At 42.8% G+C, this 5840-nt stretch carries 4 protein-coding genes and 1 pseudogene; all 5 read left to right on the top strand.

The annotated features are described in order from the left end of the window. Positions 1 to 148, top strand: a pseudogene (gene lpxB / locus H5072_RS10170) (lipid-A-disaccharide synthase); the annotation flags it as partial. Next, a complete protein-coding gene (gene rnhB / locus H5072_RS10165) occupies positions 138 to 740 on the top strand; it encodes a ribonuclease HII (protein ID WP_165723758.1) in 603 nt (200 codons plus the stop codon). The pseudogene lpxB and the gene rnhB, both read left to right, overlap by 11 nt. A gap of 2 nt (positions 741 to 742) precedes the next feature. Beyond that, the gene (gene dnaE, locus H5072_RS10160; protein ID WP_182693465.1) at positions 743 to 4234 is read left to right on the top strand and encodes a DNA polymerase III subunit alpha; all 3492 of its coding nucleotides are present in this window, start codon (positions 743 to 745) and stop codon (positions 4232 to 4234) included. Between the two features lie 16 nt (positions 4235 to 4250). Continuing rightward, positions 4251 to 5207, top strand: coding sequence for an acetyl-CoA carboxylase carboxyl transferase subunit alpha (accA, locus tag H5072_RS10155; protein WP_002958297.1), 957 nt, complete (start codon positions 4251 to 4253; stop codon positions 5205 to 5207). 82 nt (positions 5208 to 5289) lie between these two features. After that, the coding region (tilS, locus tag H5072_RS10150; RefSeq protein ID WP_182693464.1) for a tRNA lysidine(34) synthetase TilS at positions 5290 to 5840 on the top strand (551 nt) is incomplete at its 3' end.

The raw sequence follows: 5840 nt of genomic DNA, 5'->3' as shown, positions 1-5840 counted from the left end.
GACTAACTTAACAAACGCACTTACCCCTATGCTCAACACAGATAACAAAGAGCTAAAAGCACGCTTTTTAGCTATTCACGAAAAAATCAGATTAAATGCCAGTGAACAAGCAGCCAATGCTGTGGCGGAGTTAATAAATGCAAATTGATAGACCCAATGTATCCTTAATTGCTGGTGTAGATGAAGTAGGGCGCGGCCCACTTGTTGGTGATGTAGTCACTGCCGCCGTTATTTTAGATCCCACTAAACCAATTGCAGGCTTAGCAGATTCTAAAAAGTTAACGGATAAAAAACGCCAAGCACTTGCAGTTGAAATAAAAGAAAAAGCATTGTGCTACGCGTATGGACGCTGCAGTCCAACAGAAATTGACGAGTTAAATATTCTACACGCAACGATGCTTGCCATGACTCGCGCAGTAGAGGCATTAAGCACACAACCTGAATTTGTATTTATAGATGGTAATCGATTGCCAAAACTCACTATGCCAGCACAAGCTGTTGTTAAAGGTGATAGCTTAGTGGCCGAAATTTCAGCGGCGTCTATTTTAGCTAAAGTAGCACGCGATGACGAAATGCTTGAACTTGATGCACGCCACCCAGAATATGGTTTTGCAGGGCACAAAGGGTATCCCACTAAAGCGCACTTTGCAGCGCTTGAACAGTACGGTGCAATTGACGAGCATCGTAAAAGCTTTAAACCTGTGCAGCGCGTTTTGGCGCAAGCCAATGGTGAGGGCTAAGCATGGCTGCTCCTGATTTTGTTCATTTAAGAGTTCATTCAGACTTTTCGATGGTTGATGGCCTTGCTAAAACAAAGCCAATCGTCGCAAAAGCGCAAGAGCTGCAAATGCCAGCCATTGCAATTACCGATCAAATGAACTTTTGTGGTTTAGTGCGTTTTTATGGCGCCACGCATAATGCAGGTATTAAACCTATAGTGGGTGCTGACTTTTGGGTTCGTAGCCCAGAGTTTCCTGATGAGCCAAGCCGCTTAACTATATTAGCCAAAGACAACGACGGCTATAAAAATATTACCTTGCTGATATCTAAAGCTTATCAGCGTGGGCATGTATTTCATCGCCCTGTGATTGACCGCGAGTGGTTAGTTGAGCTAAAAGCAGGCTTAATTATTCTCTCAGGCGCTAAAGACGGTGACTTAGGTAAAGCATTATTAAAAAATAATCCGACTGTAATTGAATCGGTTGTTAGTTTTTATAAGCAGCATTTTAGCGATAACTACTACCTAGAGCTTGTTCGCACCAATCGACCGCTTGAAGAAGATTACTTGCACATGGCGGTAGAGCTTGCTGCTAAAGAGCAACTACCGGTTGTAGCCACCAACGAAGTGGTGTTTTTAAAGCCAGAAAACTTTGAAGCGCACGAAATTCGTGTTGCTATTTTTGATGGTTACACGCTCGATGATAAGCGCCGCCCTAAACGGTTCTCTGAAGAACAATATCTAAAAACACCTGAGCAAATGGCTGAGTTGTTTAGCGATATTCCAGAAGCCCTACAAAATACCGTAGAAATCGCTAAGCGTTGTAATGTAACTGTGCAATTAGGTACTTACTTTTTACCTGATTACCCAACCGGCTCGCTTAAAATTGAAGACTTTTTAGTTAAAGTGTCACAAGACGGCCTTGAAGAACGACTACAGTTTTTATTCCCCGACGAAGAAGATAGAAAAGTAAAACGTGTTGAATACGATGAGCGTCTTGCAATTGAGCTCGGTGTAATCAACCAAATGGGATTCCCAGGTTACTTCTTAATCGTAATGGAGTTTATTCAGTGGAGTAAAGATAATAATATTCCAGTTGGACCTGGTCGTGGTTCAGGTGCGGGTTCGTTAGTTGCGTACGCGCTTAAAATTACCGACCTTGATCCACTTGAGTTTGACTTACTCTTTGAGCGATTCTTAAACCCTGAACGTGTATCAATGCCCGATTTCGACGTCGATTTTTGTATGGATAGACGAGACGAAGTAATTGATCACGTGTCGGCTTTGTATGGTCGGGATGCGGTTTCGCAAATTATTACCTTTGGTACCATGGCTGCAAAAGCGGTAATACGCGATGTAGGGCGAGTGCTTGGCCATCCTTACGGGTTTGTTGATCGAATTTCAAAATTGATTCCGGGTGACCCCGGTATGACACTTGCCAAAGCGTTTGATGTAGAACCGCGCTTGCAAGAAGCCTACGATGGCGACAATGAGGTAAAAGACTTAATCGACATGTGTCGCATCCTTGAAGGGTGTACACGTAATGCCGGTAAACATGCGGGTGGCGTAGTAATATCGCCAACCACTATTACCGATTTCGCTGCACTTTATTGCGATGACGAAGGTAAGTTTCCTGTAACACAGTTTGATAAAAACGATGTAGAAACAGCCGGCTTAGTTAAGTTCGATTTCTTGGGTTTACGTACACTGACTATATTGCAGTGGGCGGTCGATATGACCAATGTGCGCATGAAGCGCCAAGGTAAAGACCCCGTTGATATAAACACCATTCCACTGGATGATAAAAAAAGTATTGAGTTGTTACTTCGCGCCGAAACGACCGCTGTATTCCAGCTAGAGTCGCGTGGTATGAAAGACTTAGTACGCCGCCTTAAGCCCGACTGCTTTGAAGATATGATTGCACTTGTGGCCTTGTTCCGACCAGGTCCGCTGCAATCAGGCATGGTAGATAACTTTATCGACCGAAAACTGGGCCGAGAAGAAATCTCATACCCAGATGCGCAGTATCAGCACGAAAGCTTAAAACCAATACTTGATCCAACTTACGGCATTATTTTGTATCAAGAACAAGTAATGCAAATTGCGCAAGTACTAGCAGGTTACACGCTAGGTGGCGCCGACATGCTGCGTCGTGCAATGGGTAAGAAAAAACCCGAAGAAATGGCAAAGCAGCGTTCAACGTTTGAAGATGGTGCAAGAAATAACGGCATTGACGGCGAGCTTGCGATAAAAATCTTCGACTTGGTAGAAAAGTTCGCAGGTTACGGTTTTAACAAATCTCACTCAGCAGCTTACGCACTCGTATCGTATCAAACATTGTGGATGAAAACGCATCATCCTGCAGAGTTTATGGCTGCGGTAATGTCGGCCGATATGGATAACACCGACAAAATAGTTATTTTGGTGGATGAATGTGAAAACATGAAGCTCACCTTATTACCACCAGACGTAAATGCAGGTGAGTTTAAGTTTACAGTAAACCTTGAAGGTGAAATTGTTTACGGCATTGGCGCGATAAAAGGCGTGGGTGAAGCACCGGTTGAAGCAATTTTAGAAGCGCGTGCAAAAGGCGGCCCATTTAAAGATTTATTTGATTTTTGTGCCCGTGTTGATTTAAAACGCTTAAATAAACGTGTTACTGAAAAATTAATTTACGCAGGTGCTTTGGATCAATTAGGACCAGAGAAAACCCAATCTGGGCGTGCTACATTACTAGCTAGTTTAAAAGATGCTATGCGTGCGGCCGATCAACACAACAAAGCTGAGCAATTAGGACAAAGTGACTTATTTGGTTTATTAGCCACTGAGCCTGATGAAGTTGAACAAGCTTTTGTTAAAGCCACAGGGCTTACTGATAACGAGTGGTTAGATGGCGAGAAAGAGACGCTAGGCCTTTATTTAACTGGGCATCCAATAAATCAGTACCGCCGTGAGCTTAGGCATTACACTAGCGGAAAAATAGTTGATTTACAGCCAACTAATCGTGATGTGTTTGCAACGGCAGCTGGTTTAGTTATTGCTTCTAGAGTATTAATTAATAAAAAAGGAAATCGTTGGGCCTTAGTAACTTTAGATGACAAGAGTGCACGGATTGATGTACGCTTGTATTCAGACGAGTTTGAAAAGTACCAAGATATGCTCCAAGTTAACAATATCTTGGTAATATCTGGACAGGTCAGCTTTGATAACTTCTCCGGTGGTATTACAATGACCGCCAGAGAAATAAACACCATTGCTCAAGCGCGTGAAAAGCGTATTAAAGCGATTAAAATGACGCTGAACATGGTGCAAATCGAGGCAGGTTTCTTCGATAAATTACAAAAAGTACTCGAACCCTATAAAATGGGAACGTGTCCGATCAAGGTTTATTACCAACGTCCAGATGCGTTGGCGCAATTAACTCTTGGGATCGAATGGTGTGTTACGCCAAGTGACGACTTAATCCATAAGTTATCACTAATGGCTGCGCAAGATGTAGAACTAGAATTTAACTAATTAGGTAGTTTAGAGCATGAGCCTCAATTATCTTGATTTTGAGCTTCCAATTGCAGAATTAGAAGCAAAAATTGAAGAATTACAAAGTATCAGCCGCGCTGGCGAATTAGACCTTGAGTTAGAAGAGGAAGTCAGCAAATTAAAAGAAAAAAGTGCCAAACAAAAACAGGAGATTTTTTCTAATTTAGGCGCTTGGCAAGTATCACAGTTAGCACGTCATCCGTTGCGTCCTTACACTCGAGATTATATCGAGCGCATTTTCACGGAATTTGACGAGTTTGCTGGCGATCGTACTTTTGCTAACGATCCAGCTATTTTAGGTGGCATTGCGCGTTTAGATGGCGAACCGGTAATGGTTATTGGCCAACAAAAAGGTCGTGATACTGCTGAAAAAATTAAACGCAACTTTGGTATGCCAAAGCCAGAAGGTTACCGTAAAGCATTACGCTTAATGGAAATGGCTGAGCGTTTTAAAATGCCAATCATGACCTTTATTGACACACCAGGTGCATACCCAGGTGTTGGCGCTGAAGAACGTGGTCAATCTGAAGCAATCGCACGTAACTTAAAAGTAATGGCGTCACTTAAAGTGCCGACAATATGTACGGTTATTGGTGAAGGCGGTTCAGGTGGTGCATTAGCGATTGGTGTTGGCGACAGAGTTAACATGTTGCAGTACAGCACTTATTCTGTAATTTCGCCTGAAGGTTGTGCGTCTATTCTTTGGAAAAGCGCTGACAAAGCACCGCTTGCAGCAGAAGCAATGGGTGTAACTGCAGAGCGCGTGAAAGAACTAGACTTAATCAACAACTTAGTTGATGAGCCACTAGGTGGTGCACATCGTAATTACGATGCTATGGCACGTAACTTAAAAGTACGCCTTAAGCGTGACCTAGCAGACTTACAAGCGCTTACGCTTGAAGAAATGCTTGATCAACGTTACAAACGTTTAATGTCGTTTGGTTATTGCTAAACACATTAATTGTTAAAAAAAGCCGCTTATGCGGCTTTTTTGCTTTAAAATGTTCAGAGTTTTTATATAAAAGTGCGGCCATATGCATATAACAGCAATTTATCAGCAATTAAAAAAATCACTAAATAGCTATATTGAGCAAGGTAACATTGTTTTTACTGTGGCGCTTTCTGGTGGTGTTGATTCTGTGGTGTTGCTGCATTTAATGCGTGCTTTAAGAGCCGATAATCCTGCAATTGATGTATCGGCTATTTATGTTCACCATGGCTTGAGCCAGTATGCTGATGACTGGCAACGCTTTTGCAAGAATGTATGTATTGAGCTTGATGTGCCTTTTAAAGTCGCAAAAGTTGTAATTGAGCAGCAGTCGCGTACGAGCCTTGAAGCCCAAGCTCGCGATGCACGTTACAAAGCACTTGATGAGCTAAGCCCACAAGGCAGCATTGTTTTATTGGGCCAACATTTAAACGACCAAGTAGAAACGTTTTTACTGCGTTTAAAGCGTGGCTCGGGTTTAAAAGGGCTTGGCGCCATGCACCAAGCGCGTTTGCTGCAAAGTGGCCGTGTATGTTTTAGGCCATTGTTAAACGTAAAGCGAAGCGATATAGAAGCGTTTGCAGCGCGCTTTAGTAT

Origin of the sequence: Pseudoalteromonas sp. SR45-5, assembly GCF_014163565.1 — a bacterium.
GTDB classification, from domain to species: Bacteria; Pseudomonadota; Gammaproteobacteria; order Enterobacterales; family Alteromonadaceae; genus Pseudoalteromonas; species Pseudoalteromonas distincta.
Note: the sequence above shows the minus strand (reverse complement) of the source record. Positions and strands in the feature narration are given on the sequence as shown.